Here is a 25,235-nt window from a genome sequence, read left to right as displayed (position 1 = left end):
CCGGGGCGGCCGCTGTCGTTCTATTGCCCTTCGTCGCAGCCCAGCCCCTGACGCTGCGCTTGCTCGTCCTTCAGGGACTTGCCGGTACGGGCCATGATCTGCCCTTGCAGGGTTTGCAGTTCAGTACCGTCCAGGCGCTTGCACAGGTTGGTCTCCCAGACATCGCCGGTGGCGATGCTCACCGAGAACAGCCCCCAGTACTCGGTGGCGCCGGCCTTGGGGTCGTTGTAGCCGAGGCTGAAGTCGAAGTACCCCGGATGGGGCGGCTGGCCGTGCTCATCCTGCAGATCGCCGTCGACGAACACCCCGGGTTTGTCCAGTTGATAGTCCTGATGCCTGAGGGCCACCAGCAGCACTGCCTGAGCCTGTTCGCGGGTCAGGCCCGTGGCCTTGACCTGAGCCGGCGACAGGGCGCCGCCGGCGCAGGCGACCAGGGTGGTGCACGCCAGGGTCAGGCCCAGCAGCCAGGAACGGCGATCGTTGTTCAGCACGCCAGACGCCCCCTGACCGAGAGGATGATCTTTGCCAGGTAGTCGGCAAAACCATTGCGCCCGCCGGTGGCCGCATCGCCACTGTTGTAGCCGCTGCGCACCAGGGCCTGGGCGAACTCCATGGGCTCGCGCTTGCCGCGCACCGAGGCGCCATAGCGCAAGGCGAAGGACTGGGCGGATTTCTGGAAGGAGTCGAACTTCGCCACCTTGACGCTGGCGCTGCCCTGGGCCGATTCGGCGCTGATCTGCAAGGGCGCCGGTGCGTGCATGGAGAAGTAGTTGTTCAGTTCCCGGGCGATCCGCCCGGCCCCGTACTGGCTCTCCTGAGCCGCCAGGCCGAGGATGTTTTCCACCGGCAGGTCCAGTTGGTCGGCGATCGGCTGGCAGGCCGCCTTGTATTTACTGACAAAGGTGACGGCATTGATGTTGTTGCACAGTTTGGCGCTCAAGATTGCTTCCCTCGGTTGACCGGTCAATTCCATTTCCAGCAGGTGCTGCGGCGCTGATTGTAAATCAATCCCGGGCACTTGCCCGGGACTTCTTGCAGCGCCTGGTCCAGGTCTGTGGGCGTCATCACACACTGGGCGGCGGCAGCCGACCGCGGACCGCGGGCAAATGCCGTCATCACGGGAATTCACCATAAATTTGACGTTTTTTTCTGATTTGCCGCTCTACATTGCCGGCGACTTCATATGCAAATGATTCCTATTGTTCAGCCGATTCGCGATGCCTTCTCTGGCGCCTCGAACCGCCCGGTTCGACGCCTGACAAAAACAACACCCCAGGAGCTGCCCCCAGCATGACCCTCACGCCCTCTTCGCTGTTCAACACCGCCCTGCTCAGCGCCGCCTTGCTGGCCATCGGGCAGGCCCGCGCCGCCGACGCCGACGGCATCCTGGTCTACAACGCCCAGCACGAGGGGCTGACCAAGGCCTGGGTGGAAGGCTTCACCCGGGAAACCGGGATCAAGGTCACCCTGCGCAACGGCGATGACAGCGAGATGGGCAACCAGCTGGTGCAGGAAGGCAACGCGTCGGCGGCGGATGTGTTCCTCACCGAGAACTCCCCGGCCATGGCCTTGGTGGACAACGCCGGGCTGCTCGCCAAAGTGGCCCCGGGCACCCTGGAACAGGTGGCCGCTGCCTATCAGCCGGTCCATGGCAACTGGGTGGGAATTGCGGCGCGCTCCACGGTGTTCGTCTACAACCCGGCCAAGCTCGGCCCGGGCGACCTGCCCAAATCCCTGCTGGATCTGGCAGCGCCCGCCTGGAAAGGCCGCTGGGCCGCGTCTCCTGCCGGGGCCGACTTCCAGGCCATTGTCAGCGCGGTACTGGAGCTCAAGGGCGAAGCCGCGACCCTGGAATGGCTCAAGGGCATCAAGGCCAATGCCAGCGTCTATCGCGGCAACAGCGCGGTGCTCAAGGCGGTCAATGCCGGTCAGGTGGACAGCGGCGTGATCTATCACTACTACAGCTTCGTCGACCAGTCCAAGACCGGCGAGAACAGCAAGAACACCGCCCTGCACTACTTCAAGCATCAGGATCCGGGGGCCTTCGTCAGCCTTTCCGGCGGCGCCGTGCTGGCCAGCAGCAAGCACCCGCAACAGGCCCAGGCGTTCCTCAAGTGGATCACCGGCGAACACGGCCAGGCGGTGCTCCGGACCGGTCACTCATACGAGTACGCCGTGGGCAAGGGCGCGGCCTCCAACCCGGCCCTGGTGCCGCTGGCCGAACTGGAGGCGCCCCAAGTGGATGCCGCCAGGCTCAACAGCAAAAAGGCGGTGGACCTGATGACCCAGGCCGGTCTGCTGTAATCCATGGCTGACCATCTGTCACAGGTCGAGGGCATCGACGGCGCCGCCCGCCTGCCCGCGGTGCGACTGCGCCAGCGTCGCCGCGACCGCGCCAGCGCGCCCTGGCTGCTGGGGGCTGCGCTGCTGGTGTCGTTGCTGGCCCTGGTGCCCCTGGGGTTCGTCGTCGCGGTGTCGATCCAGACCGGTTGGGCCGGCATCGCCGAGCTGGTGCTGCGGCCCCGGGTCGCGGAGCTGTTGTTCAACACCCTGCTGTTGCTGCTCCTGACCCTGCCGCTGTGCGTGCTGCTGGGGGTGGCCCTGGCCTGGCTCACCGAGCGCAGCGATCTGCCCGGAAGGCGGGCCTGGGCGCTGCTGGCGGTGGCGCCCATGGCGGTGCCGGCGTTCGTCCACAGCTACGCCTGGGTCAGCCTGCTGCCGGCCTTGCACGGGTTGCCCGCGGCGGTGCTGGTGTCGGTGATCGCCTATTGCCCCTTCGTCTATCTGCCGGTAGCCGCCACCCTGCGCCGCCTCGATCCGGCCCTCGAAGACGTCGCCCAATCCCTTGGGCTCAGGCCTCGGGCGCAGTTCTTGCGGGTGGTGCTGCCGCAATTGCGCCTGGCCATCGCCGGTGGCGCGCTGCTGGTGGGCCTGCACCTGCTGGCGGAGTACGGCCTGTACGCAATGATCCGCTTCGACACCTTCACCACGGCCATCTACGACCAGTTCCAGTCCACCTACAACGGGCCGGCGGCGAACATGCTGGCGGGGGTCCTGGTGGTGTGCTGCCTGGTGTTGCTCAGTGCCGAGTCCGCCTGTCGGGGGCAGGCGCGCTACGCCCGGGTCGGCTCGGGCAGCCCGCGGACCCAGCCGCTGCAGAGCCTGTCCGGCCTCGGCCGCTGCGCCGGTCTGTTGCTGGTGGGCTTGAGCAGCGCACTGGCCCTGGGCGTGCCGCTGCTGACCCTGGGCAACTGGTTGCTGGCCGGCGGCAGCGAAGCCTGGCAAGTCCCGGAACTGCTGCCCAGCCTGGGGCAGACCCTGGCTCTGGCCAGTCTCGGCGCCCTGCTCACCACCTGTGCGGCGTTTCCCCTGGCCTGGTTGTCGATCCGGGCGCCGGGGCGCCTGCTGCGGCTGCTGGAAAGCGCCAATTACATCGCCAGTTCGCTGCCGGGAATCGTCGTCGCCCTGGCCCTGGTGACCGTCACGGTGAGGTACGCCCGGCCGATCTACCAGACCAGCCTCACGGTGCTCCTGGCCTATGGGTTGATGTTCCTGCCCCGGGCCCTGGTCAGCTTGCGGGCCGGTATCGCCCAGGCACCGGTGGAGCTGGAGCATATCGCTCGCAGCCTGGGGCGCACGCCATTGCAGGCCCTGTGGCGGGTCACCCTGCGCCTGGTGGCCCCCGGGGCTGCGGCCGGTGCGGCCCTGGTGTTTCTGGCCATCAGCAATGAGCTGACCGCCACCCTGTTGCTGGCCCCCAATGGCACCCGGACCCTGGCCAGCGCGTTCTGGGCCCGGACCAGCGAAATCGACTACGCCGCTGCCGCGCCCTATGCCTTGCTCATGATCCTGATCTCACTGCCGTTGACCGGCCTTCTCTACCATCAATCCAGACGCACGGCGGGCCGATGAACAGCCTTGAACTCCAGCAACTGCACAAGTCCTACGGCACTGTGACGGCGGTGCACGACGTCAGCCTGAACCTGCCCGCCGGCAGTCGCACGGCGATTGTCGGGCCTTCCGGCTCGGGCAAGACCACCCTGCTGCGGATGATCGCCGGTTTCGAATTTCCCGACCGCGGCCGCATCAGCCTCAATGGCCAGGTCCTGGTGGATGACGAGGGCGCCCTGCCGGCCCATCAGCGCCTGATCGGTTACGTGCCCCAGGACGGCGCCTTGTTCCCGCACATGAACGTGGCGGCCAATATCGGTTTCGGCCTGCCGGGCAAGATGGCGGCCAAACAGACGCGCATCGACGAATTGCTCGACATGGTTGCCCTGGATCCGGCCATGGGCACGCGCTGGCCCCATGAACTGTCCGGCGGCCAGCAGCAACGGGTCGCCCTGGCCCGCGCCCTGGCCCAGCGCCCGCGGCTGATGCTGCTGGACGAGCCTTTCTCGGCCCTGGACACCGGCCTGCGGGCCTCGATGCGCAAGACCGTGGCCCGCCTGCTGGTGGATGCCGGCATCACCACCATCCTGGTGACCCATGATCAGGCCGAAGCGCTGTCCTTTGCCGACCAGTTGGCGGTGATGCGCCAGGGGCATCTGGTGCAGAGCGGGCCGCCGCTGGAACTGTACCGGCATCCCAGGGATGCCCAGACCGCGCTGTTCCTCGGCGACGCGGTGGTGCTGCCGGCCCGCCTGGAGCAGGGTCTGGCCCACTGCGACCTGGGGCCGGTGCCGATTGCCGACCCGGCGCGCCAGGGCCCGGCACAGATCATGCTGCGCCCCGAGCAACTGCAATGGACCGCCGGCGGCGCGCACAGCGGTGCGACACCGGGCTGCGCCGGGGTGGTCAGGGACTGGGATTTTGCCGGCAACCACTGCACCTTGAGCGTCGCCATCACCACCGCCGACGGCAGCCAGCAGCTGCTGCCGGTGCCGGCTGGCGGTCTACAGGCCCCGGTCCCCGGCAGCCGGGTCTGGATCACCCCCCAGGGCCAGGCCCACGTGCTGGACTCCCGGGACCTCTGCGGGCGGCGGCCGGCGCCGGCGGGGCCGTGACCGGATGTGGCTCACAGGTCGAAGCGATCGATGGCCCGGCGCCGCTCATTGTCGTCGCGCATGTCATAGCTGGCGGTGGTCTGGATGTTGGTGTGGTGAGCCAGCTTCTGGGCAATCGACAGGTCGTGTTCCTCGATCACTCGGGTGATGAATGAGCGGCGGAAATCGTGGGGCATGATCCGCACGCCGACCTGGGCGCCGCGCTGCCGGGCGATGTAGTAGATGGCGTGCTTGGTGATGCGCTCGCGGGTGATATGACCGCCGCGGCGGATCCGGTTGAACAGAAAGCCGTCGTCCTCAAGGCCCGCCGGCAAGTCTGCGCGACGCAGGTCCAGCCAGGCCTGGAGCTTGTCGAAGGCCCAGGTCGGCGCGTACTTGATCAGTTGTTTGTTGCCCTTGGCCAGCACCTGCAGGCTGCGCTGGGCGAAGTCGACCTGGGCCAGATCCAGGTTCACCGACTCCGACTTGCGCATGCCCGAGCCGTAGAGCACGGCGATGATCGCCGCGTCGCGCACGCCCTGGGGGCGCGGGTCGGCGGCACAGACGGCCATCAGCTCCTGGATCAGCCCGCGCCTGAGGTTGCGCCCCCGGGACAGGCGCGTGCCGCCCATGGCCTTCACCGAGCGCATCTTGAGCAGGTGGTCGTGGCTGATCAGGCTGGCGCGCCAGGCTTCGTTCAACACCCCGCGCAGGGCGTTGACGTAGAGCGAGGACGTGCTGGGGGCGTAACCGTCGCGGCGCAAGGTCGCCACCAGGGCCGTGACCTGCTCGGGCTGCAGCTGGTGCCAGGGGATGTCCTCCAGGTTGAGGTCTTCATAGCCCAGGCGGTCGGCGGCGTCCTGCAGCACGTAGCGCAGGGTGGCCTGGCTGGAGGGGGCCAGGCGGGTCAGGTACAGGCTGAGGGGGTTGGCGCTGCAAGCACCAGGTACGGACGACATCAGGGTCGTCCCCAGGGAGCGGGTTGCACCGGGTAGCACCCTGAACCAGGAGAAAAAAGTCTGCGGTTACCCTCTTCAACAGCCGCCGAAAACCGGCTAAAACAATGGCCCGCACTCAGTTGATTGCCGCCCTTGCACACAAACTGAACGCTGGCTGTCTGGCTCGCAGAAAAACGGACTTTTACCTTATTTTTCATATTCGTTTCACATTTTTCCGCTTAATCTCAGCCCCCGACGGCTCGCCCTCCGAGTGCAGCTTTTTCTCAGGTTGCAAAGATAACACCTTGATCCACATTTACTTTTCACAAACATAGTCTTTACTCATGTGCTGCATGGAATGCCCCGCTGGCTCAATGACTGGATGTGCCTCAATGACTGCATGACCTCCCCGCTTTCCATGAACCGTCCGTTCACTCGCAAGACCCCGTATTTCCGGCATCAGCTAAACCCGAGGTAACCATGAACCAGGCTTTCCTTCCCTTCTCGCGTCCGAGTATTGGCGACGAAGAGATAGCTGCAGTGGAGCAGGTTCTGCGCTCCGGCTGGATCACCACCGGCCAGAAAAACCAGGAACTGGAACAACAGTTCGCCGAACGCGTCGGCGCCCGACATGCCGTGGCCCTGTCCTCGGCCACCGGCGCCATGCACATCACCCTGCTGGCCTTGGGCATCGGTCCTGGCGACGAGGTGATCACCCCGTCCCAGACCTGGGTTTCCACCGCCAACATGATCTGCCTGCTGGGGGCGACCCCGGTGTTCGTCGATGTCGATCCCGACACCCTGATGAGCGACGCGGCCCGCATCGAAGCGGCCATCACCCCACGGACCAAGGCGATCATTCCGGTGCATTACGCCGGCGCCGCCTTCGACCTGGATCCGCTGTATGCCCTGGCGGACAGGCACGGCATCCCGGTGATCGAAGACGCCGCCCACGCCGCCGGCACCACCTACCGCGGACGCGCCATCGGCGCCCGGGGCACGGCGATCTTCTCCTTCCACGCGATCAAGAACATGACCTGCGCCGAGGGCGCGATGTTCGTCAGCGATGACGAAGCCCTGGCCAACCGGGTGCGCATGCTCAAGTTCCATGGCCTGGGGGTGGACGCCTACGACCGCCTGACCCACGGGCGCAAGCCCCAGGCCCAGGTCATCGAGCCCGGCTTCAAGTACAACCTGGCGGACATGAACGCCGCCATTGCCCTGGTGCAGCTGCAGCGCCTGGACGAGATCAACGCCAAGCGCGAAGTGCTGGCCAAGGCTTACCTGGAGCGCCTCGCAGGCCTGCCGGTGCAACCTCTGCACCTGCCCCAGTACCCGCAACAGCATGCCTGGCACCTGTTCATCCTGCGCATCGACGCCGAGCGCTGCGGCCTGGACCGCGACGCCTTCATGAAGGGCCTGCAGGAGCAGAACATCGGCACCGGCATCCATTTCATCGCGACGCACCTGCATACCTATTACCGACAGCGCTTCCCTGAAGTGCACCTGCCCCATACCGAATGGAATTCGGCGCGGCTATGCTCGATTCCACTGTTTCCGGACATGACCCTCGACGATGTCGAACGGGTTGCCGGTGCCATTGAAAACCTCCTGGACTGAAGCCTTTGAAACCTTACCCAATCCAGTTCGTGTCGATCGTGATTCCGGTCTACAACGAAGAACAGAGCCTGCCCGAGCTGCTGCGCCGCACCGAAGCGGCCTGCCGCCAACTCAAGCACGAGTTTGAAATCGTCCTGGTGGACGACGGCAGTCGCGACCAGTCGGCGAATATCCTGCAAGAGGCCGCCGAGCGCGAAGGCAGCCCGGTGGTGGCGGTGATTCTCAACCGCAACTACGGCCAGCACGCGGCGATCATGGCCGGCTTCGAGCAATGCCGCGGCGACGTGGTGATCACCCTCGACGCCGACCTGCAGAACCCGCCGGAAGAGATTCCGCGCCTGGTGGCCCAGGCCGAGCTCGGCTACGACGTGGTCGGCACCGTGCGCAACAACCGCCAGGATTCGGCGTTCCGCCGCTGGCCGTCGAAACTGATCAACCTCGCCGTGCAACGCTCCACCGGCGTGGCCATGAGCGACTACGGCTGCATGCTGCGGGCCTATCGCCGGACCATCATCGACGCGATGCTGGCCTGCACCGAGCGCAGCACCTTTATCCCGATCCTGGCCAACAGCTTTGCCCGGCACACCACCGAGGTGCTGGTGGAGCACGCCGAGCGCGAGCACGGCGACTCCAAGTACAGCCCGATGCGCCTGATCAACCTGATGTTCGACTTGATCACCTGCATGACCACCACGCCGCTGCGGCTGCTGAGCATCATCGGCTTCGGCATGGCCGGGGTCGGCGCCCTGTTCGCCCTGATGCTGATTGTCCTGCGCCTGATCTTCGGCGCCACCTGGGCCGGCGACGGCACCTTCGTGCTGTTCGCGGTGCTGTTCGTGTTCACCGGTGGCCAGTTCATCGGCATGGGTCTTCTGGGTGAATACCTGGGACGCATGTACAGCGACGTGCGGGCCCGCCCGCGCTTCTTCATCGAAAAAGTCTTGCGCAGCCAGCCCGCGGCCCCGGCCCCCGCTGTGACTGTCGACGGTTTAACTTCCACTCATACAGATCAGGTTTCGCCATGAGCAATAAAGCTGTTGTCTTCGCCTACCACGATATTGGCTGTGCTGGCATCGAAGCCCTGCTCAACGCAGGTTACGAGATCGCCGCCGTGTTCACCCACGCCGACGACCCCAAGGAAAACACCTTCTACGGCTCGGTGGCCCAGCTCTGCGCCCGCAAAGGCATTGCCGTGCACGCCCCGGAAGATGCCAACCACCCGCTGTGGATCGAGCGCATCGCCAAGCTCAACCCCGACTACCTGTTCTCCTTCTATTACCGCAACCTGCTGAGCGAGCCGCTTTTGGCCACCGCCAGCAAGGGCGCGTTCAACCTGCACGGTTCCCTGCTGCCGCGCTACCGGGGTCGCGCACCGGCCAACTGGGTGCTGGTCAAGGGCGAAACCGAAACCGGCGTGACCCTGCACCGCATGGTCAAGCGCGCCGACGCCGGCGCCATCATTGCCCAGGAACGCGTGGCCATCGAGCGCAGCGACACCGCCCTGACCCTGCACCACAAACTGCGTGACGCCGCCGCCAGCCTGCTGCGCGACACCCTGCCGGCACTGGCCCAGGGCAAAATCACCGAGACCGCCCAGGACGAGTCCAAGGCCAGCTACTACGGTCGTCGCACGGCCGCAGACGGCAAGATCGAGTGGAAGCGCCCTGCCGAAGAGCTGTTCAACCTGGTACGCGCGGTGACCCAACCGTACCCGGGCGCCTTCTGCGCCGTGGGCGAGCACAAGCTGATCGTCTGGAGCGCCGAAGTGGTCAAGGGCAATGAAGGCCAGGCCCCGGGCCGGGTCATCAGCGTCGACCCGCTGCGCATCGCCTGTGGCGAAGACTCGCTGGTGATCACCTCCGGCCAGCGCAACGCCAACGGCTTGTACCTGGGTGGCCCGCAACTGGCCAATGAGCTGGGCCTGGTGGACGGTTCCCTGCTGCGCGGTGCCGAATCCGGCCGCAAGCCACGCCGCACCCGCGTGCTGATCCTGGGCGTCAACGGCTTTATCGGCAACCACCTGTCCGAGCGCCTGCTGCGTGACGACAAGTACGACGTCTACGGCCTGGACATCGGCTCCGACGCCATCGAGCGCCTGCGCAGCCATCCGAACTTCCACTTCGTCGAAGGCGATATCAGCATCCACTCCGAGTGGATCGAATATCACATCAAGAAGTGCGACGTGGTCCTGCCGCTGGTGGCCATCGCCACGCCGATCGAATACACCCGCAACCCGCTGCGCGTGTTCGAACTGGACTTCGAAGAGAACCTGAAACTGGTTCGCTACTGCGTCAAGTACAACAAGCGCGTGATCTTCCCGTCGACCTCGGAAGTCTATGGCATGTGCCAGGACAAGAACTTCGACGAAGACAGCTCCAACCTGATCGTCGGCCCGATCAACAAGCAACGCTGGATCTACTCGGTGTCCAAGCAGCTGCTGGACCGGGTGATCTGGGCCTACGGCGCCAAGGGCCTGAACTTCACCCTGTTCCGTCCGTTCAACTGGATGGGCCCGCGCCTGGACCGCCTGGACTCGGCCCGTATCGGCAGCTCCCGCGCCATCACCCAGCTGATCCTCAACCTGGTGGAAGGCACGCCGATCCGTCTGTTCGACGGTGGCGAGCAGAAGCGCTGCTTCACTGACATCGCCGACGGCATCGAAGCCCTGGCACGCATCGTCGACAACGAAAACGACTGCTGCAACGGCCAGATCATCAACATCGGCAACCCGGACAACGAAGCCAGCATCCGCCAGCTGGGCGAAGAACTGCTGCGTCAGTTCGAAGCCCACCCGCTGCGTGGCAACTTCCCGCCGTTCGCCGGTTTCCGCGACGTCGAAAGCAAGGCCTTCTACGGCGCTGGCTACCAGGACGTGGAACACCGCAAGCCCAGCATCGAAAACGCTAAGCGCCTGCTGAACTGGGAGCCGACCGTGGAGATGAGCGAAACCATCGGCAACACCCTGGACTTCTTCCTGCGTGAAGCCATGCTGGAAATCGCCGACCGTTCGAAAGAAGAAGCTCGCTGATGCAGGCAGGTCTGCGCATTGATGTCGATACCTACCGCGGCACCCGGGAGGGGGTGCCACGGCTGCTCGAATCGCTGGACGAAGCCGGGGTCAAGGCCACCTTCTTCTTCAGCGTCGGGCCGGACAACATGGGGCGCCACCTGTGGCGCCTGATCCGTCCGCAGTTCCTCTGGAAAATGCTGCGGTCCAATGCCGCGGGCCTGTACGGCTGGGACATACTCCTGGCCGGCACTGCCTGGCCGGGTAAACCCATTGGCCGGGACCTGGGGCACTTGATGCGCCAGACCCTGGCCGCCGGCCACGAAGTCGGCCTGCACGCCTGGGATCACCACGGCTGGCAGGCCAACACCGGGCGCTGGAGCGACGCGCAGCTGATCGAACAGATCCGCCGTGGCGTCGACAGCCTCAACGATATTCTCGGGCAAGCGGTGAGCTGCTCGGCGTCCGCCGGTTGGCGCGCCGATGAACGCGTCATCGAAGCCAAGCAACAATTCGGCTTTCGCTACAACAGCGATTGCCGCGGCCAGAGCCTGTTCCAGCCACGCCTGGCGGACGGCAGCCTGGGCGCCCCACAGATTCCGGTGGACCTGCCGACCTTCGACGAAGTGGTCGGGCCGGTGGTGGCTGCCAAGGATTTCAACCGCTACATCCTCGACCGGTTCAGCCCGGACAAGCTCAACGTCTACACCGTGCATGCCGAAGTAGAAGGGATTCTCATGGCCAACGATTTCCGCCAGCTGCTGGCCAGTGCCAAGCAGCGCGACATCCACTTCCAGCCCTTGGGCGACATGCTCCCGGCGGACCTTTCCAGCCTGCCAGCGGGCAAGGTCGTGCGCGGCGCGCTGGAAGGCCGCGAAGGCTGGCTGGGAGTACAAAGCGCATGATCAGACGTTGGGCCCTGCCGCTGCTGTTGATCGCTTTCGGTCTGTTCTACCTGTTGCCCATGGCCACCCACGGCCTGTGGATTCCCGATGAAACCCGCTACGCGCAGATCAGCCAGGAAATGCTCCTGACCGGCAAATGGGCGTCGCCGCATTTCATGGGCATTCGCTATTTCGAAAAACCGGTGGCCGGCTACTGGATGATCGCCATCGGCCAGGCGCTGTTTGGCGACAACCTGTTCGGCGTGCGCGTGGCCTCGGCCCTGAGCACCGGCCTCAGCGTGGTCCTGGCCTATCTGCTGGCCCGGCGCCTGTGGAACGATCCGCGCAAGAGCCTGGCCAGCGCCCTGCTCTACATGAGCTATACCGTGGTCGCGCTGCAGGCCGGCTACGCCAACCTCGATCCGCAGTTCACCTTCTGGGTCAACCTGAGCCTGGTGGCGCTGTGGTTCACCTTCGACTGCCGCAGCGTGCGCGGCCAGATCAGCGCCTGGGTGGTACTGGGCCTGGCCTGCGGCATGGGCTTCATGACCAAGGGCTTTCTCGCCTGGCTGCTACCGGTGCTGGTGGCCCTGCCCTACGCGCTGTGGCAGAAGCGCCTGCGCGCGCTGCTGATCTATGGCGGCCTCGGCGTGCTGGTGGCGATTCTCATCAGCCTGCCCTGGGCCCTGAGGGTGCACGCCCAGGAACCGGACTACTGGCGCTTCTTCTTCTGGCACGAGCACATCCGGCGCTTTGCCGGCGAAGACGCCCAGCACGCTTCACCCTGGTGGTATTACCTGCCGTTGCTGGTGGGCTTCAGCGTGCCTTGGGTGTTGCTGCTGCCGGCCAGCCTGAAGCAGGCCTGGGAACAACGGCGCCTGAACAGCAGCGGCTTCCTGCTGCTGTGGCTGGTGCTGCCCCTGGCGTTCTTCAGCCTGAGCAAGGGCAAGCTGCCGGCCTACATCCTGCCGTGCCTGCTGCCCCTGGCCTTGCTGATGGGCCACACCCTGGTGGACCGCCTGGCCGCCGGCAAGACCCGGCTGCTGGCATTCAACGGCGTGCTCAACCTGGTGGCCGGTCTGCTGGGGCTGCTGGCCCTGGTGTATTTCCAGATGAAGAAACCGGTGTATGTGGACGAGCCGCAACACCTGGTGCTGGTCTATGTCCTGCTGCTGGGCTGGATCCTCAGCAACCTGCTGCAGGCCATGCGTCCACTGAGCCTGTGGGCCGCACCGGCCCTGGGCAGCTTCCTGCTGGTGGCGCTGGCCCCGGCGGCGCTGCCCAATTCGGTGGTCTACAACAAGATTCCCGACCAGTTCATCATCGATCACGTGGCCGAACTGGGTCAGGCCAAGGCCCTGCTGAGCAACGACCTGGGCGCGGCCTCGGCGCTGGCCTGGCGCCTGGGTCGCCCTGACGTGACCCTGTACAACACCGAAGGCGAAGTGAAGTACGGCCTGGGCTACGAAGACAGCGCCGCGCGCAAGGTCGACCTGAACCAGGTCCAGCCGTGGATCGAGCAAGCCCGCAAGCAGGGCTCGATCGGCGTGGTGATGCGGGTCAAGAGCAGCGACGAGGCGCATGAAGTCGAACTGCTGCCCAAGGACGCCAAGCGCTACGAGCAAGGCAATATCGTGATCTTCATCATTCCCCAGAGCCAGCCATGAGCCTGTTGCTGCTACTCCTGGCCTGCGGGCTGACCTGCCTGGGCCAGGTGGCACAGAAGTTCGCCGTGGAAAGCTGGCGCGACCAGCCCTCCGGCGCCCTGCACAAACTGCGCTCGGGCTGGCTGTGGCTGGCCCTGTTCAGCCTCGGCCTGGGCCTGCTGGTGTGGCTGCTGGTGCTGCAGCGCATGGAAGTCGGCGTGGCCTACCCGATGCTCAGCCTGAATTTCGTGTTCATTACCCTGATCGCCCGTTTCGTCTTTCATGAGCCCATCGACCGTCGCCACTGGCTCGGCGTGGCCCTGGTGATTGGCGGCGTGCTGCTGTTGAGTCGCCACGCATGAGCCGCGCCAAGGGATTTGCCTTCGCCCTGGGCAGCGTGGCCCTGGTCAGCGGCGCCCAGCTGGGCATGCGCTGGAGCATGACCCGCCTGCCCGCCCCGGATCAGTGGCTGTCGGCTTTGAGCGCCGGCAACGTCGATCTGGCCGCCCTGGCAGTCGTGATCGCGGCCATCGGCGCCTACGCGCTGTCGATGCTCTGCTGGCTTTTGGCGCTGCGCGACCTGCCGCTGGGCCGGGCCTATTCGCTGCTCAGCATCAGCTACGCGCTGGTCTACCTGCTGGCCGCCAGCCTGCCGCTGTTCAACGAACCGTTCACGCTATCCAAAAGCCTCGGGGTGGCCTTGGTCATCCTCGGGGTCATCACCATCAACTCTCGATCTGCACCCGCGACAAGTCCCAGGAATACCCCATGAAAATCAGTGTATTTGGAAGTGGTTACGTCGGTCTTGTACAAGCCGCCGTGTTGGCTGAAGTCGGCCATGATGTCATCTGCATGGACATCGACGAGCAAAAGGTCAAGCAGCTGCAACAGGGACACGTGAGCATCTTCGAGCCCGGGCTGGCCAGCCTGGTCAAGGAAAACCTCGAAGCCAAGCGCCTGCACTTCACCAGCGACGAGAAACTCGCGGTGCAACACGGCCAGGTGCTGTTCATCGCCGTGGGCACGCCGTCCAGCGAAGACGGCTCGGCGGACCTGCGCTATGTGCTGTCGGTGGGCGATGCGGTAGCACGCCACCGTGAGCAACCGGTGATCCTGGTGGAAAAATCCACCGTACCGGTGGGCACGGGCGACACCTTGAAGGCGCACATCGAAAAGGTCCTCAATGGCCGCCCGCTGCAGTTCGATATCGTCTCCAACCCGGAATTCCTCAAGGAAGGCTCGGCGGTGACCGACTGCCGCCGTCCGGACCGGATCATCATCGGCTGCGAGCGCGAGGAAGTGCGCGACGTGATGCGCGACCTGTACGCACCGTTCAACCGCAACCATGACCGCATCATGTTCATGGACCTGCGCAGCGCCGAGCTGACCAAGTACGCCGCCAACTGCATGCTGGCGACCAAGATCAGCTTCATCAACCAGATCGCCGAGCTGGCCGAGCACCTGGGCGCCGACATCGAATCGGTCCGCCTGGGGATCGGTGCCGATACCCGCATCGGCTACCACTTCATCTACCCGGGCTGCGGCTACGGCGGCTCGTGCTTCCCCAAGGACATGCGCGCCCTGATCCACAGTGCCCAGGAAGCCCATTGCTCCAGCGACCTGCTGCAAGCGGTGGAAGCCATCAACGAACGCCAGAAGCACAAGCTGTTCGAGCGCATCAAGGCGTTCTACAAAGGCGACCTGAAAGGCAAGACCTTCGCCCTCTGGGGCCTGGCGTTCAAACCCAACACCGACGACATGCGCGACGCCCCGAGCCGGGTGCTGCTGGACGCGCTGTTCGCCGCCGGCGCGCAAGTCCGAGCCTACGACCCGGAAGCGATGCAGGAAACCCAGCGTCTGTACCCGGACGAATCGCGCCTGATGCTCATGGGCACGCCGGAATCGGTACTCACCGGCGCCGACGCCCTGATCATCTGCACCGAGTGGCAGCAGTTCAAGGCTCCGGATTTCGACCTGATCCAACAGCGCCTCAAGGCGCCGGTGATCTTCGACGGCCGCAACCTGTACGACGCCGAACGCCTGGCGCGCAATGGCTTCACCTACTTCCCGATCGGCCGCGGTGAATCGCGCAACCTGCCGATTCCTCATCAGCAGTGGTCCACCGAGGCTTGAATGAACCCGCACTCCAGCTCCCCTTCGAACACACTTCTCTGGCAATCGTTGGGGCTGGGGCTGCTGGCCTTGCTGCTGTTCTGCGCCGGCGCCGGTCATGATTCGGCCATCGGCTTCGATTCGCGCTTCGTGCTGTTCGCCAAGGAAATGCTGCGCCATGGGCCGGGGTTCTTCCCCACCACCTATGGCCAGCCCTATGCGGACTACTCCAGTGCCTCGACCCTGCTGGTCTGGCTGTTCTCGCTGCCTGCGGGGCAGGTCAGCAGCCTGAGTGCCTGGCTGCCGACGGCCATCGCCTCGGCCGTGATCGTCAGTCTGATCTATCGCCTGTTGGCGCCCTATTCCCGGACCTGGGCCCTGCTCAGCGTCGCCCTGCTGTTGCTCAGCAACACCTTTATCAGCGAAACCCGCGCCGTGTCCCTGGACCAGATGCTCGCCGCGGTGTCCCTGGCGGTGTTCTACCTGGGCTATGCCCATGACCACTTCGGCGCCCGCCGGCACCTGGGCTGGATCTTCCTGCTGCTGGTGCTGGGCTTTGCCATTCGCGGGCCCATCGGCCTGGTGATCCCCACCGGCATGCTGTGCAGCTACTACCTGCTCAATGGCCAGTGGCGGCGGCTGTTCGGCGTCGGTTTCAGCGCGCTGTTGCTGCTGGTGGCCTGCGTCGGCCTGCTGCTGTGGCTGGCCAAGCTCAGCGGTGGCCAGGCTTTTGTCGACGATGTGATCCGCATGCAATTCATGGGACGCATGGACGGCAGCGAAGGCTCCAGCGACGTTTTCTATTACTTCACCAGCTCGCTGGGCAACTACGCCCTGGCCTACCCCTTGGCGATCCTGGCGTGGATCGCGGTGCTGTTCAGTCGCCCCGCGGAGCAGGGACCGGCCCTGAAACTGCTGCGCCTGTGCACCGCTGCCGGACTGATCGTGATGATCGGCCTGTCGATTCCCCAGGCGAAAAAGGCCCGCTACCTGCTGCCGATGCTGCCCATGGCGGCGATCATTGCGGCTTATCCGTTCCAGGCCAGCCACGGCCGGCTGATGGCCTGGCTGCGCGCAGCGATCCAGGGCATCTGGCTGTTGCTGCCCGGGCTGCTGATCGTCGGCCTGCTGGTGCTGCGGCGCAAGTTCCCCGAGCAGCTCGACTCGCTGACGCCGATGCTGCTGATCCTCGGCCTGTTGCAGGCGCTGTCCCTGGGGCTGCTGTGCCGGCGCCAGTGGCGCGCCGTGGGCCTGGCCTACAGCGCGGTGCTGGCGGTCTGGGCCTGCTACATCGGGGTCTTCGAGCCGGTGGAGCACCGTCTCTATGACACTCGCGCCTTCAGCCACGGCGCCATGCAACTGATCGAGGCCGACCCGGCACCGGTGGTCCTGCACCGCATGGGCAAGGACGCCAAGGCGATCAAGTTCATGGTCAACCTGGACCGGGACCTGCAGCCGCAGTTCACCGAAACCCCCGACGCCCTGGCCCAGGTCCCCGGCCCGGCCTGGGTGATCCTTGACCAGAGCGACCTGGCCAGCCTGCAGGGCACGCCCCTGGCCGGACTGACGCCGGTCCTGAGCGGGCGTTTCGACAAGAACGACTTCGTCCTGCTGCACCTGCCCAAGCGCGGCGCCACGCAACCCTGAAAGCGTTGCGCGGCCCCCAGCGGCTCCTTACACTCGCGCCCATGACCATTCAGATCCGCCGGGCGCGGGTGGCCGACGCCGCCTTCCTGCCCGCCATTGAAACCTCGGCTGCCGAACTCTTTCGCCGTGATCCGCAACTGGCCTGGCTGGCCGACGCCGAGGTCGCCGATGCCCAGAGCCAGCGAGACAACATCCGCCAGCACCCGGTGTGGGTCGCGGTGACCGCCGACGGCACCCGCTGCGCCTTTCTCAACGCCCAGATCTGCGACCACGAGCTGCATGTGTGGGAAATCTCCGTTGCCACTGGCCACCAGGGCCAGGGCATTGGCAAGCGCCTGTTGCAGGCGGCCCGGGAGTTCGCCCTGGAACGGCAGCTCACGGCCCTGACCCTGAGCACCTTCCGCGAACTGGCCTGGAACGAGCCTTTCTATCAGCGCCAGGGCTTTGTCACCCTGCAGCCGGCCCAACTGAGTCCGCGCCTGTGTCAGGTCCTGGCCGATGAAGCGCAGCACGGCCTGCCTGCGGAACGCCGCTGCGCCATGCGCCTGACCCTGTAGAAGCCTGGCGGCCTATCCGGCCGCAAAAGCCGCTCGTGGCAGCCGACGCTTATCGGCGTCAAACAGCAAAATAAATGCACTAAACCAGCATTATTATGAATTTGTCAGTTGCATGAAGGCTCGGCACACTGTGCCCGTTCCTCCCCCAAATGTTGGAACGTTCAAGGGCTTTCTGGTGATCCAGACAAGCCCTTCTTTTTGCCCGCCGTTTAGTCATGGACCCCATTGCCGATGCTTGCCCGCTGGAAACCCGCCGCCATCAATACCCGCCCCCTGGAATGGAGCCGCGCCGCCATCGGCATGGCCCTGGGCACCCTGTTCAGTGTCTGGCTCTGCGCCCAGGTGTTCGGCATGCCGGTGGCGCTGCACCTGATCGGTCCGCTGGGAGCCTCGGCGGTGCTGCTGTTTGCCGTGTCGTCCGGAGCCCTGGCCCAGCCCTGGTCGATCCTGGGCGGTTACCTGTGCGCCGGGGTCGTGGCCTTGCTGGTGGCCCATGTGCTGGGGCGCAGCCTGGGCAGCGCCTGCCTGGCAGCGGGCATGGCCCTGGTGCTGATGTGCTGGTTGCGTTGCCTGCATCCGCCGGCCGGCGCCCTGGCCCTGACCCTGGTCCTGGCCGATCCGACCAGCGTGGCTCTGGACTGGCGCGAGCTGGGCCCGGTGATGCTGGCGGCGGCCAGTCTCCTGGCCAGTGCCCTGGTCTACAACAACCTGACGCGGATTCGCTACCCCAAGGCCCCGAGCGATGCCCCGGCCATCCTGCCGTCGGCGACCCCGAGCGACAGCCTGGCGATCACCGCCGAAGACCTGAAGCAGGCCCTGGCCGAGATGGAGGAGTTTTTCGATGTCACCCCCGAAGACCTCGAACAGCTGATCCATGCCAGCCAAGTCCACGCCCGCCGCCGCAGCATCGGCCAAGTCCTTTCAGCGCGCCGCTAAGCCCCCGATTCCTGTGCGCAGGGGCCTGCCAGTTGGGGGGCTCAGATCATCGGCGACCAGCGCTGGGACCAGTCGTGGTCTTGTTCGATCACCTCGCGCAACACCGCAAAAGCCTGCTGCAGCTGCGCCGAGTCACGCTCCCGGGCATACAGCAGGTAGGTGGGAAAGTTGAATTCCGGGGCCTTTTCCACCCGTTCCAGCACGCCGCTGTCCAGGTAGCTCTGCACCACCCGGGTACGAAAATATCCGCTGCCGCCAGCGTCGAGGATGAACTGCAGGGCCAGTGGCCCCAGGTTGAAGCCCACCGCGGCCCTGGCCTGCTCCGGCAAGGCGGCGTCATGCTGGCGACGGAAGTCCTCGCCCCAATCGATGTAGACATAGGGCTCCGGCCGCCCCGCCAGGCGCACCTGGATCAGCTTTTCCTCGAGCAATTGCTCCACCTGCAAGCCCGGGGAATACAGCGGCTGGAACACCAGCGCCGCATCCAGCACCCCCAGCTCCAGTTGCCGCTGCAAGCTGGCGCCTTCGGCGATCTGGGTGCGCACTGCGTGGTTGGGCAGCGCCTGGCGCAGGCGCCGCACCCAGCTGAGCATCAGCGGGTTGCACAGGCTCGGCTCACCCCCGATGTGCAACACGTTGTGGTAACCGTCGAGCAGCGGCAGGTCGCGCTGGGCCGCCTCCCAGGTCTGCACCAGCTGGTTGGCGTAGGCGATGAAGGCCTCGCCGTCGGCGGTGGGCCGGGCCCCGGCGCGGTTGCGCACCAGCAGTTTGCAGTTGAGCTGGCCTTCCAGGTTCTGCACCCGGGCGCTGATGGCGGTCTGGGTCAGGTGCAGGCGCTCGGCAGCGGCGATCAGGCTGCCGCTGCGGACGATTTCCAGGAAGGTGCGCGCCAGATCGATGTCCATGGTGCCTCGCCGGCAAAAAATTCGAGCGCCATTGTAGCGGCGCTCGCCATACCGCGCTGCTAGGCCGCGGACATTTGCCGAGCCGGCACCGCCAGGCTCACCGCCCGCACCGAGGCCCCGGCACTCAGCCCCAGGGCCTTGGCGCTCTCGGAGCTGACCATCAGGGCGCCGGCCGCCACCCGCGCCGGCGCGGCGCTGATCCGGCAGTCGGCGAACTGGCGGTTGTGAATCAGGTAGGGCTCGGCCTGTTCCCCCGGCGTGCCGATGCACAGCTGCAGCACCTGGCTGTCGCGTACCGCGCGGATCTCGTCGGTGGCGCATTCGATCAAGGGCCCGCCATCGAAGATGTCGATGTAGTCCTTGAAGGCAAAGCCTTCGGCCTTGAGCATGCCCAGGGCCGGCTCGGTATTGGGGTGCACGCGGCCGATCGCCGCCCGCGCCGCTTCCGGCAACAGGCAGGTGGGCAGCGGGAACTTGGGCATCAACTCGGCGATGAAGGTCTTGTTGCCCAGGCCGGTGAGGTGGTCGGCCTCGGCGAAATTCATCTTGAAGAAGTGCCGGCCCAGCCCCTCCCAGAACGGCGACACGCCCTGCTCGTCGGAATAGCCGCGCATCTCGGCGATCACCTTGTCGCCAAAGTGCTGGCGAAACTCGGCCAGGAACAACAAGCGCGCCTTGGACAGCAGGCGGCCGTTGAGGCCCTGGCGATGATCGGCATGCAGGAACAGCGAGCACAGCTCCGACTGGCCGGTCATGTCGTTGCCCAGGAACAGAGTCGGCAACTGCTGGTTGATGCCGAGGTTCTTCGAGGCGGCGACCAACAGCCCCAGGCGATAGTTGTACCAGGGCTCGCGCAGGCCCACGGCCCCGGCCAGGGCGCAGATGCCGACCACTTCGCCCTGCCCGCTCTGCAGCACGAACAGGTAGTCGGCGTCGGCCCGGGAGGCCTGCCCGGCGAAGGTCCGTTCGGCCCATTGCAGGCGCGAGCGCAAGCGCCCGGCGTCGGCCGGCAAGGTGGTCAGGCCGGCACCGGCGCTGTGGGCCAGGGCCAGCAGGGCCGGCAGGTCGGCTGGGGTGGCGGGACGGACGATCATCGCGAGTGCTCCAGTTGAGGTTGACGTTCAGGCAGGTAGATTTCCGCCAGCATGCAGCGGGCGCTGCCGCCGCCGATGCGTTCGATGGTGTCGATGTTCACCGGCAGGGGCTGCACATGGCGCTCGATCAATCGGCGTTGCTCGGCGTCCAGGGAGCGCCAGGCGCTGCGGGACATCACCAGCAGCGACTCGCCGGCACTGTTGTGCACTTCGAGCATATTGCCGGCGAAGGACTCCAGCTGGGCCCAGGTCAAGGGCAGCAGCTGCTTGCCACTGCCTTCCAGGCGCTGACGCAAGGCGGCGCGCTCGCCGCCGTCGTCCAGGGCCAGCAGGCAGGCCAGCGCCAGCCGGCTGCCGACGCTCATCATCACGTTGGTGTGGTAGATCGGCACGCCGTGGCGGTCCCGGGCGTGGAAGGCACAGAGCTCGTAGCCCAGCTGTTCCCCCCATTGCACCAGGGCCTGGTGATGGGTACGGCTCGAATAGCCGGCGTAGCAGATCCGCTGCTGGCGATCCAGGACCATGCTGCCGGTGCCTTCGAGGAACAGCTCCTGCCGTTCCAGAGGCGTCAGGTCGAGGGTGCGGGCCACCTCATACTGCTCGTGCAGGTGGGCCAGCACGCCCTTGAAGCGTTCCAGGCGGCGGTTGCGGCCCTGCATCGGGTACAGCACCAGCGTGCCGTCGGGGTGGCTGCTCCAGCAGTTGTTGGGAAAGATCGAATCCGGGGTGTGAGGCGCGGCGCCGTCCTCATGCACCAGTACCTTGACCCCCTGCTCGCGCAAGGCCGCGACATAGCCGTCGAATTCCTCCAGGGCCTTGGCCTGGACGTCCTCGGCGACCCCGGCCGGACGTTGAAAACGGTTGTTGCCGGCGGTGTCCTGATTGAAGGAGAAGCGCGTCGGGCGAATCATCAAAACGCTGTGAGTGGTCTGCATGGGGCACGCAATCAATGAGTTTTCAGAGGGCCTCATTGTGATTTTTTGCAGGGACAAAACCCGGCTGATCGGCGGGTTTGCACAGCAGGAAATGGCTGAAAGCACGGGCGGCTCCAGCCGATTTCGCGCCCCGGAACACATCGACATGCTGCCCGCACCGTCTTACGGACCTGTTCGCCGAGAAGGTTCGTGGATGTCGCGACAGACGCGTAGGAGCTGGCTCGCCAGCGAAGGCGATCTTGTCGACGCGGCCAGGCTTGCAGGCCTATTCGCCGGCAAGCCGGCTCCTACGCAGGGCGATGACGGGGTTATTCCATGCCGGTCTTGACCATGGCCAGCTCGGGGTGGCTGACCAGTTTGTCGATGTGCAGGTCCGGGTCGTCGAACCAGACTTCGGTCAGCACCCGGTAGTGCTCCATGTCGCGGCAGCGCATGCGCAGGCTGTAGTCGAAGGCGCCGCTGATCAGGCGGCACTCCAGGACCTGGGGACAGGCACGGACCTTGGCTTCGAAGGCTTTCTGCGCCGCGCGCCCGCTCTGGTTGGACAGCGCCACCAGCACCAGCAGCGACAGGCCCGGGGTGAGTTTCTTTTCATCGAGGATCGCCCCGTAGCCACGGATGACCCCGAGCTGCTCCAGCTTGCGTACCCGCTCCAGGCACGGCCTGGGGGTCAGGTGCACGCGCTCGGAGAGTTTCTGGTAGGTGATGCGCCCTTCGTGGCGCAAAACCTCGATGATCGCCTGGTCGATTCGATCAAGCACGATCGACAAGTCGCGGATGTCCGCCATGGATGCCTTCCCTCACTTCAAACGGCCGGATAGAAACTGCTGCAAACGTTCACTTTGCGGCTGGTCGAGGATGCTCGCGCCACCCTGCTCCTCGACCCGCCCTTGATGCAAGAACATCACCTGACTCGACACCTGCCGGGCAAAGCCCATTTCGTGGGTGACCATGAGCATGGTCCGCCCCTCTTCCGCCAGCGCCTGGATCACCTTGAGCACCTCCCCCACCAGCTCCGGATCCAGGGCCGAGGTCGGTTCGTCGAACAGCAGGATCTGCGGTTCCACCGCCAGGGCCCGGGCAATCGCCACCCGCTGCTGCTGGCCACCGGAGAGAAACGCCGGGTACTGCTCGGCCACGCGTTGTGGCAGGCCGACCTTGTCCAGGTAGGCCCGGGCACTGGCCTCGGCCGCCTTGCGGCTGCTGCCCAGCACCTGACAGGGCGCGAGCATGATGTTGTCCAGCACGCTCAGGTGGCTCCACAGGTTGAAGTGCTGGAACACCATGGCCAGGCGCGTGCGCAGGCGCTGCAACTGGGCCGGGCTGGCCACCTGCATGCCGCCGGGGGCATCCCGGGTGAGGATGGCCTCGCCATCCAGGACGAAGGTTCCAGCGTCGGCCCGTTCGAGGAAATTGATACAGCGCAGCAAGGTGCTCTTACCCGAGCCGCTGGCACCGATCATGCTCACCACGTCACCGGCCCGGGCATTCAACGAGACGCCCTTGAGCACTTCGTTGTCACCAAAACGCTTGTAGAGATTTTCAACGCTCAACTTGTACATCAAACACTCCTGGAGCGCCGTGGCGGACGACGACGCTCTGGACAGATAAATGGGAAGGCAGGCACTCAATGGGCCGGGCCGAGAAAGCTCAGCCAGCGCCGCTCCGCCAGGCGGAAGGCCGCCACCAGGCCGAAGGACAGCCCCAGGTACAGAAGACCGGCGAGGCCGAACGCCTGGAAGGTCAGGAAGGTCGCCGCATTGGCGTCCCGGGCCACCTTGAGGATGTCCGGGATGGTGGCGGTGAAGGCCACCGAGGTCGCGTGCAGCATCAGGATCACTTCGTTGCTGTAGTACGGCAGTGCCCGACGCAGCGCCGAGGGCAGGATCAGCCGCCGGTACAGGCGCCAGCCACTGAGGCCATAGGCGTGGGCCGCCTCGATCTCGCCATAGGGAATGCTGCGGATGGCGCCAGCGAAGATCTCCACGGTGTAGGCGCAGGTGTTGAGGGTGAAGGCCAGCAAGGTGCAGTTCATGGCATCGCGGAAGAAGGCTTCCAGCAATGGTTGCTGGCGAATCGCGGCGATCCCGTACAGCCCGCTGTAGCAGATCAGCAGCTGGATATACAAAGGCGTGCCGCGAAACACGTAGGTGAACAGCTGCACCGGCCAGCGCAACAGGGCCCAGTGGGAGGCGCGCATGATCGCCAGGGGCAGCGACAGGACAAAACCCATGGCCAGGCTGGCCACCAGCAGCCACAGGGTCATGGCCAGGCCGGTCAGGCTCTCGCCGTCACTGAACAGAAAGGGACGCCAGTATTCCTGGATCAGCTCGATCATCGCGACAGCCCTCGCACGCCTTGGTTGTAGCGCCGTTCCAGCAGGCGCAGCAGCTGGTTCGAGGCGCTGGTGATCAGCAGGTACAGGGCCGCCGCCAGGAGCAGAAAGTCCAGCATGTTGAAGGTGCTCTTGCCGGCCTCCTGGGCCACCTTGACCAGATCCGAAAGACCGATGATCGACACCAGGGCCGTGGCCTTGAGCAGCACCAACCAGTTGTTGCCCAGGCTGGGCAAGGCGTAGCGCATCATTTGCGGGAACACCACGAAACGAAAGCGCTGCCAGCGACCGAGGCCGAAGGCCGCCGCCGCTTCCTGCTGGCCCCGGGGCACGCTGAGCATCGCCCCGCGAAAGGTTTCGGTGAAATAGGCGCCATAGATGAAGCCCAGGGTGATGATCCCGGCCACGAAGGGGTCGATTTCCATGTAGGGCCAGTCCAGCAGCTCGGTCAGGGCCGTGAGCCAGCCTTGCAGGCTGTAGAAGATCAGCAGCATCAGCACCAGGTCCGGCACCCCGCGAATCAGGGTGGTGTAGCAGGTCGCCGGCAGGTTCAGCAGGCGCAGGGGCGAGAGCTTGGCAGCCGCGCCCAAAAGGCCCAGGGCCATGCTCACCAGCAGCGCCAGGGCCGAGAGTTTCAGGGTCACCCAGGTGCCGTGCAGCAACAGCGGGCCATAGCCTTGCAGGACCGTCAGGTCGAGGCCGAAGAGAGTCGTCGAGGTATTCACGCCAATCACCTTGCAGACGCCGCGGCCGGCCCCGGGACGGATCGCATCTGTCCCGGGCCGGCCAGGGGCGATCAGTTGTTGTAGAGGTCGAGGTCGCCGAAGTACTTGCGCTGGATCTGGGCGTAGATGCCCTTCTCATGCAGGGCCTTGATGGCGCCATTGAGCATGGCCTTGAGTTCGTCTTGGTCCTTGCGCAGGCCGATGGCGATCTCCGCCGGTACTAGCGGGTCGCTGATCCCGGCGCTGTTCTCGAAATCGGCGCCCTGGGGCGAGGCCAGGAAGCTCATCTGCGCCTGCAGCTTGTCCTGGATCGAGGCATCCAGGCGGCCGTAGACCAGGTCGGCGTAGACCTGGTCCTGGTTCTGGTAGGCCCGCAGCTTGACCCCCGCCGGGCCCAGCTTGGCCTTGGCGTAGGTTTCCTGGATGGTGCCCTGCATGTAGCCCAGGGTCTTGCCCTTGAGGGATTCGCCAGTGGGCTCAAGACCCGAGCCCTTGCGGGTGACGATGGCGGTCGGCCCGGCATACAGCCGGTCGCTGAAGTCGATCTGCTTGCGCCGCGCATCGGTGACGGTCATCGACGATTCGATGGCGTCGAACTTGCCGGCCTTGAGTGCCGGGATCAGGCCGTCGAAGTCGTTGCTGATCCACACGCACTTGAGCTTGAGTTCGGCGCAGATGGCGTTGCCCAGGTCGACACCGAAGCCTTGTACGCCGCCGTCGGCGGTGCTGGATTCAAAGGGCGGATAGCTTGGATTGACACCAAAGCGCAGTTCCTTCCATTCCTTGGCGTTGGCGCCCATGGAAACGCACGCGATTGCCAGAAGCGGCACGGTCAGCCATTTTTTAGTCATCTTCAGAGTCCCGGATTATTTGGATTTATAGCGGTCCGGCGCTGGCGTCGGACCCCAC

25 protein-coding genes are annotated in these 25,235 nt (G+C 65.5%); 14 read left to right on the top strand and 11 right to left on the bottom strand.

Annotation, left to right across the window (positions count from 1 at the left end; all coding sequences use genetic code 11):
• Nucleotides 1–20 precede the first annotated feature (20 nt).
• Together ACMGG8_RS19435 and ACMGG8_RS19430 are read right to left on the bottom strand one after the other, a co-directional pair.
• Nucleotides 21–491 carry a hypothetical protein gene (locus tag ACMGG8_RS19435; RefSeq protein ID WP_060843594.1) on the bottom strand — a complete coding sequence of 157 codons (471 nt, stop codon included), beginning with the start codon at nt 489–491 and terminating at the stop codon, nt 21–23.
• Complete coding sequence (locus ACMGG8_RS19430) at nt 485–940, bottom strand: glucosaminidase domain-containing protein (protein ID WP_042941648.1); 456 nt, start codon at nt 938–940, stop codon at nt 485–487. Before ACMGG8_RS19430 ends, ACMGG8_RS19435 begins: the two co-directional genes overlap by 7 nt.
• Before the next feature lie 350 nt (nt 941–1,290).
• Here ACMGG8_RS19430 and ACMGG8_RS19425 point away from each other — a divergent pair, with 350 nt between their 5' ends.
• Genes ACMGG8_RS19425 through ACMGG8_RS19415 form a run of 3 tightly spaced genes read left to right on the top strand, consistent with a single transcriptional unit; the run spans nt 1,291 to nt 5,006 of the window.
• Nucleotides 1,291–2,304 (top strand): iron ABC transporter substrate-binding protein, encoded by a 1,014-nt coding sequence (locus ACMGG8_RS19425; RefSeq protein ID WP_060839301.1) that lies wholly within the window; start codon nt 1,291–1,293, stop codon nt 2,302–2,304.
• A gap of 3 nt (nt 2,305–2,307) precedes the next feature.
• Nucleotides 2,308–3,912, top strand: a complete 1,605-nt coding sequence (locus ACMGG8_RS19420; RefSeq protein ID WP_414158189.1) for an ABC transporter permease — start codon at nt 2,308–2,310, stop codon at nt 3,910–3,912.
• Complete coding sequence (locus ACMGG8_RS19415; protein ID WP_414158188.1) at nt 3,909–5,006, top strand: ABC transporter ATP-binding protein; 1,098 nt, start codon at nt 3,909–3,911, stop codon at nt 5,004–5,006. Before ACMGG8_RS19420 ends, ACMGG8_RS19415 begins: the two co-directional genes overlap by 4 nt.
• 11 nt (nt 5,007–5,017) lie before the next feature.
• Here the strand turns inward: ACMGG8_RS19415 and xerC are convergent, their stop codons facing one another.
• Entirely contained in the window at nt 5,018–5,944 is a 927-nt protein-coding gene (gene xerC / locus ACMGG8_RS19410; protein WP_414158187.1) for a site-specific integrase, read from the bottom strand.
• 459 nt (nt 5,945–6,403) lie between these two features.
• Here xerC and arnB point away from each other — a divergent pair, with 459 nt between their 5' ends.
• The 11 genes from arnB to ACMGG8_RS19355 all read left to right on the top strand — a co-directional run bounded on the left by arnB (nt 6,404) and on the right by ACMGG8_RS19355 (nt 18,332).
• Nucleotides 6,404–7,543: a UDP-4-amino-4-deoxy-L-arabinose aminotransferase gene (arnB, locus tag ACMGG8_RS19405; RefSeq protein ID WP_414158186.1), complete on the top strand. Its 1,140-nt coding sequence runs from the start codon at nt 6,404–6,406 to the stop codon at nt 7,541–7,543.
• A 5-nt stretch (nt 7,544–7,548) separates the two neighbouring features.
• Nucleotides 7,549–8,568, top strand: a complete 1,020-nt coding sequence (gene arnC / locus ACMGG8_RS19400) for an undecaprenyl-phosphate 4-deoxy-4-formamido-L-arabinose transferase (protein WP_060839306.1) — start codon at nt 7,549–7,551, stop codon at nt 8,566–8,568.
• Nucleotides 8,565–10,571 (top strand): bifunctional UDP-4-amino-4-deoxy-L-arabinose formyltransferase/UDP-glucuronic acid oxidase ArnA, encoded by a 2,007-nt coding sequence (gene arnA / locus ACMGG8_RS19395; protein ID WP_060839307.1) that lies wholly within the window; start codon nt 8,565–8,567, stop codon nt 10,569–10,571. The genes arnC and arnA overlap by 4 nt, the downstream gene beginning before the upstream one ends.
• Complete coding sequence (gene arnD / locus ACMGG8_RS19390; protein ID WP_414158185.1) at nt 10,571–11,455, top strand: 4-deoxy-4-formamido-L-arabinose-phosphoundecaprenol deformylase; 885 nt, start codon at nt 10,571–10,573, stop codon at nt 11,453–11,455. Before arnA ends, arnD begins: the two co-directional genes overlap by 1 nt.
• Complete coding sequence (arnT, locus tag ACMGG8_RS19385; RefSeq protein ID WP_414158184.1) at nt 11,452–13,101, top strand: lipid IV(A) 4-amino-4-deoxy-L-arabinosyltransferase; 1,650 nt, start codon at nt 11,452–11,454, stop codon at nt 13,099–13,101. The genes arnD and arnT overlap by 4 nt, the downstream gene beginning before the upstream one ends.
• Nucleotides 13,098–13,442 carry a 4-amino-4-deoxy-L-arabinose-phosphoundecaprenol flippase subunit ArnE gene (arnE, locus tag ACMGG8_RS19380; protein ID WP_060839310.1) on the top strand — a complete coding sequence of 115 codons (345 nt, stop codon included), beginning with the start codon at nt 13,098–13,100 and terminating at the stop codon, nt 13,440–13,442. Before arnT ends, arnE begins: the two co-directional genes overlap by 4 nt.
• Nucleotides 13,439–13,852: a 4-amino-4-deoxy-L-arabinose-phosphoundecaprenol flippase subunit ArnF gene (gene arnF, locus ACMGG8_RS19375; protein ID WP_060839311.1), complete on the top strand. Its 414-nt coding sequence runs from the start codon at nt 13,439–13,441 to the stop codon at nt 13,850–13,852. Before arnE ends, arnF begins: the two co-directional genes overlap by 4 nt.
• Nucleotides 13,849–15,213, top strand: coding sequence for a UDP-glucose dehydrogenase family protein (locus ACMGG8_RS19370; RefSeq protein ID WP_060839312.1), 1,365 nt, complete (start codon nt 13,849–13,851; stop codon nt 15,211–15,213). Before arnF ends, ACMGG8_RS19370 begins: the two co-directional genes overlap by 4 nt.
• Nucleotides 15,214–16,839, top strand: a complete 1,626-nt coding sequence (locus ACMGG8_RS19365; RefSeq protein WP_414158183.1) for an ArnT family glycosyltransferase — start codon at nt 15,214–15,216, stop codon at nt 16,837–16,839.
• Nucleotides 16,840–16,880: 41 nt separating this feature from the next.
• On the top strand, nt 16,881–17,396 hold the full coding sequence (locus ACMGG8_RS19360) for a GNAT family N-acetyltransferase (RefSeq protein ID WP_414158182.1): 516 nt from the start codon (nt 16,881–16,883) through the stop codon (nt 17,394–17,396).
• 231 nt (nt 17,397–17,627) lie between these two features.
• The gene (locus tag ACMGG8_RS19355) at nt 17,628–18,332 is read left to right on the top strand and encodes an HPP family protein (RefSeq protein ID WP_414158181.1); all 705 of its coding nucleotides are present in this window, start codon (nt 17,628–17,630) and stop codon (nt 18,330–18,332) included.
• A 41-nt stretch (nt 18,333–18,373) separates the two neighbouring features.
• Here ACMGG8_RS19355 and ACMGG8_RS19350 read toward each other — a convergent pair whose 3' ends face one another.
• From ACMGG8_RS19350 to ACMGG8_RS19315, 8 genes are all read right to left on the bottom strand, one after another.
• Entirely contained in the window at nt 18,374–19,237 is an 864-nt protein-coding gene (locus ACMGG8_RS19350; protein WP_060839316.1) for a LysR family transcriptional regulator, read from the bottom strand.
• A gap of 59 nt (nt 19,238–19,296) precedes the next feature.
• On the bottom strand, nt 19,297–20,331 hold the full coding sequence (gene astA, locus ACMGG8_RS19345) for an arginine N-succinyltransferase (RefSeq protein WP_414158180.1): 1,035 nt from the start codon (nt 20,329–20,331) through the stop codon (nt 19,297–19,299).
• The gene (ctlX, locus tag ACMGG8_RS19340; protein ID WP_414158179.1) at nt 20,328–21,266 is read right to left on the bottom strand and encodes a citrulline utilization hydrolase CtlX; all 939 of its coding nucleotides are present in this window, start codon (nt 21,264–21,266) and stop codon (nt 20,328–20,330) included. The genes astA and ctlX overlap by 4 nt, the downstream gene beginning before the upstream one ends.
• A gap of 308 nt (nt 21,267–21,574) precedes the next feature.
• A complete protein-coding gene (locus tag ACMGG8_RS19335) occupies nt 21,575–22,054 on the bottom strand; it encodes an Lrp/AsnC family transcriptional regulator (protein ID WP_011061344.1) in 480 nt (159 codons plus the stop codon).
• Between the two features lie 12 nt (nt 22,055–22,066).
• Entirely contained in the window at nt 22,067–22,828 is a 762-nt protein-coding gene (locus ACMGG8_RS19330) for an ABC transporter ATP-binding protein (protein WP_060839319.1), read from the bottom strand.
• Between the two features lie 65 nt (nt 22,829–22,893).
• Nucleotides 22,894–23,604, bottom strand: coding sequence for an ABC transporter permease (locus ACMGG8_RS19325; RefSeq protein ID WP_060839320.1), 711 nt, complete (start codon nt 23,602–23,604; stop codon nt 22,894–22,896).
• A complete protein-coding gene (locus tag ACMGG8_RS19320) occupies nt 23,601–24,326 on the bottom strand; it encodes an ABC transporter permease (protein WP_060839321.1) in 726 nt (241 codons plus the stop codon). The genes ACMGG8_RS19325 and ACMGG8_RS19320 overlap by 4 nt, the downstream gene beginning before the upstream one ends.
• Before the next feature lie 71 nt (nt 24,327–24,397).
• Entirely contained in the window at nt 24,398–25,177 is a 780-nt protein-coding gene (locus ACMGG8_RS19315) for a transporter substrate-binding domain-containing protein (RefSeq protein WP_414158178.1), read from the bottom strand.
• Between the last annotated feature and the right edge of the window lie 58 nt (nt 25,178–25,235).

The organism is Pseudomonas sp. BNK-45 (assembly GCF_047456255.1).
Classification (GTDB): Bacteria; Pseudomonadota; Gammaproteobacteria; order Pseudomonadales; family Pseudomonadaceae; genus Aquipseudomonas.
Note: the sequence above shows the minus strand (reverse complement) of the source record. Positions and strands in the feature narration are given on the sequence as shown.

What these genes read in the sequence shown, in the direction of transcription:
- ACMGG8_RS19425 (WP_060839301.1), top strand. Translation starts at nt 1,291, where the DNA reads ATGACCCTCACGCCCTCTTCGCTGTTCAACACCGCCCTGCTCAGCGCC.
- ACMGG8_RS19420 (WP_414158189.1), top strand. Translation starts at nt 2,308, where the DNA reads ATGGCTGACCATCTGTCACAGGTCGAGGGCATCGACGGCGCCGCCCGC.
- ACMGG8_RS19415 (WP_414158188.1), top strand. Translation starts at nt 3,909, where the DNA reads ATGAACAGCCTTGAACTCCAGCAACTGCACAAGTCCTACGGCACTGTG.
- xerC (WP_414158187.1), bottom strand. Translation starts at nt 5,944, where the DNA reads ATGTCGTCCGTACCTGGTGCTTGCAGCGCCAACCCCCTCAGCCTGTAC.
- arnB (WP_414158186.1), top strand. Translation starts at nt 6,404, where the DNA reads ATGAACCAGGCTTTCCTTCCCTTCTCGCGTCCGAGTATTGGCGACGAA.
- arnA (WP_060839307.1), top strand. Translation starts at nt 8,565, where the DNA reads ATGAGCAATAAAGCTGTTGTCTTCGCCTACCACGATATTGGCTGTGCT.
- arnD (WP_414158185.1), top strand. Translation starts at nt 10,571, where the DNA reads ATGCAGGCAGGTCTGCGCATTGATGTCGATACCTACCGCGGCACCCGG.
- arnT (WP_414158184.1), top strand. Translation starts at nt 11,452, where the DNA reads ATGATCAGACGTTGGGCCCTGCCGCTGCTGTTGATCGCTTTCGGTCTG.
- arnE (WP_060839310.1), top strand. Translation starts at nt 13,098, where the DNA reads ATGAGCCTGTTGCTGCTACTCCTGGCCTGCGGGCTGACCTGCCTGGGC.
- arnF (WP_060839311.1), top strand. Translation starts at nt 13,439, where the DNA reads ATGAGCCGCGCCAAGGGATTTGCCTTCGCCCTGGGCAGCGTGGCCCTG.
- ACMGG8_RS19370 (WP_060839312.1), top strand. Translation starts at nt 13,849, where the DNA reads ATGAAAATCAGTGTATTTGGAAGTGGTTACGTCGGTCTTGTACAAGCC.
- ACMGG8_RS19365 (WP_414158183.1), top strand. Translation starts at nt 15,214, where the DNA reads ATGAACCCGCACTCCAGCTCCCCTTCGAACACACTTCTCTGGCAATCG.
- ACMGG8_RS19360 (WP_414158182.1), top strand. Translation starts at nt 16,881, where the DNA reads ATGACCATTCAGATCCGCCGGGCGCGGGTGGCCGACGCCGCCTTCCTG.
- ACMGG8_RS19355 (WP_414158181.1), top strand. Translation starts at nt 17,628, where the DNA reads ATGCTTGCCCGCTGGAAACCCGCCGCCATCAATACCCGCCCCCTGGAA.
- ACMGG8_RS19350 (WP_060839316.1), bottom strand. Translation starts at nt 19,237, where the DNA reads ATGGACATCGATCTGGCGCGCACCTTCCTGGAAATCGTCCGCAGCGGC.
- astA (WP_414158180.1), bottom strand. Translation starts at nt 20,331, where the DNA reads ATGATCGTCCGTCCCGCCACCCCAGCCGACCTGCCGGCCCTGCTGGCC.
- ctlX (WP_414158179.1), bottom strand. Translation starts at nt 21,266, where the DNA reads ATGCAGACCACTCACAGCGTTTTGATGATTCGCCCGACGCGCTTCTCC.
- ACMGG8_RS19335 (WP_011061344.1), bottom strand. Translation starts at nt 22,054, where the DNA reads ATGGCGGACATCCGCGACTTGTCGATCGTGCTTGATCGAATCGACCAG.
- ACMGG8_RS19330 (WP_060839319.1), bottom strand. Translation starts at nt 22,828, where the DNA reads ATGTACAAGTTGAGCGTTGAAAATCTCTACAAGCGTTTTGGTGACAAC.
- ACMGG8_RS19325 (WP_060839320.1), bottom strand. Translation starts at nt 23,604, where the DNA reads ATGATCGAGCTGATCCAGGAATACTGGCGTCCCTTTCTGTTCAGTGAC.
- ACMGG8_RS19315 (WP_414158178.1), bottom strand. Translation starts at nt 25,177, where the DNA reads ATGACTAAAAAATGGCTGACCGTGCCGCTTCTGGCAATCGCGTGCGTT.